Genomic DNA, 1,156 nt, shown 5'->3' on the forward strand with positions numbered 1-1,156 from the left:
CCGTCAGTTATCTAGACTTACGGGAGTTTCGTTTGGTGTTATACAAAAGTTGTGATTCAATAAAGATGATCAGAAGAACCGACCCTGTGATTGCTTAAAATATTCTTCTGCATTTTTGTCTTTTCTCTAAAAAACTATCTATTTTCAGAGAAAATATGTAAATTTGCATCTAACAATAACATACAATTTAAGTGGTACATAATTTATAAAAAAAATATCAATATGAATCCTGTTTTCAATTTGTTCAGTGCGTGTAAAAGAAGTATCTTGGAGATAACTTCAAATGTTCCTTCTACCATATTGGCAGAATACTTAATTCCATATAGAAAAGAAAAAATTCCTGAGAGTGTAACATTTAAGGTCGCAGCAGGGAAAAAAGGATATGACCTTATTCGACTTTTTCAAAGTGGAGAAATTTTTTTTTCCAAAAAATTTATTGATGTTTTGGCTCAATTTGTTGACATGAGCAACAAATGCTATCCAATCAAGATTGAAGGCATTGAAGAACAGTATTATGTAATATGCAATTTAGATGAATATCCTTATTTGAATAAGGACAAAGCCTTGTTTAACGAAGAACCACATTTCTATTGTGGGGAAAAAATAGAAACATCTTTTTTTGGTATTACCAATACTCGTCTCTTTGTTGTTACTGAAGACATAAAAAATGCATTAGTAAAAAACAAAGTTACAAATATATATTTTAAGGAAGCTTTTCTTTGCACTGAAGAGGAATATAAAGAGTGGCAAAGAAACGGATGATCAAACAATCACAGATTCTGTACTAACCTCTAAACAAACAAGAATCAAGGGGGGCTTTCGATCATTATTCCGCAGAAATCAGATCATAGAAGTAACGTTTTATGATATATGTAAAATCATATGAGTATAACTATAAGAGATAAAGCGATGATATCATTCGCGTCAGCCTTGGTTTCATTATCTGTGTTTGCTCAAAGCACAGATCAGAACTATGTCAAGGCAGAGACGATGCTTAATGCCCATGGCAATAATGCTATGGTGTCTGTTCAGAATGATCAGAAGAACCCTGTGATTGCCTGACAGATCAGCTTGGCGGGATACTTACCACAAGTAATCTTCTACGTAGCCATTGAACTCCAACGGTTCTTTCCAACCGAATTTGCGGGCGGCCTGA

General features: G+C 33.8%; 2 protein-coding genes. Both read left to right on the forward strand.

Features of this window, described 5'->3' with window-relative positions; genetic code table 11:
* Positions 1-222 precede the first annotated feature (222 nt).
* Positions 223-762, forward strand: a complete 540-nt coding sequence (locus BUB86_RS16895; protein WP_139261770.1) for a hypothetical protein — start codon at positions 223-225, stop codon at positions 760-762.
* 120 nt (positions 763-882) lie between these two features.
* On the forward strand, positions 883-1,062 hold the full coding sequence (locus BUB86_RS17390; RefSeq protein ID WP_139261772.1) for a hypothetical protein: 180 nt from the start codon (positions 883-885) through the stop codon (positions 1,060-1,062).
* The last annotated feature ends 94 nt before the right edge of the window (positions 1,063-1,156 follow it).

Origin of the sequence: Xylanibacter ruminicola (assembly GCF_900142525.1) — a bacterium.
Classification (GTDB): domain Bacteria; phylum Bacteroidota; class Bacteroidia; order Bacteroidales; family Bacteroidaceae; genus Prevotella; species Prevotella ruminicola_A.

Bases quoted from the DNA above. Each gene is read 5' to 3' on its own strand.
- BUB86_RS16895 (WP_139261770.1), top strand. From the start codon at position 223: ATGAATCCTGTTTTCAATTTGTTCAGTGCGTGTAAAAGAAGTATCTTG.
- BUB86_RS17390 (WP_139261772.1), top strand. From the start codon at position 883: ATGAGTATAACTATAAGAGATAAAGCGATGATATCATTCGCGTCAGCC.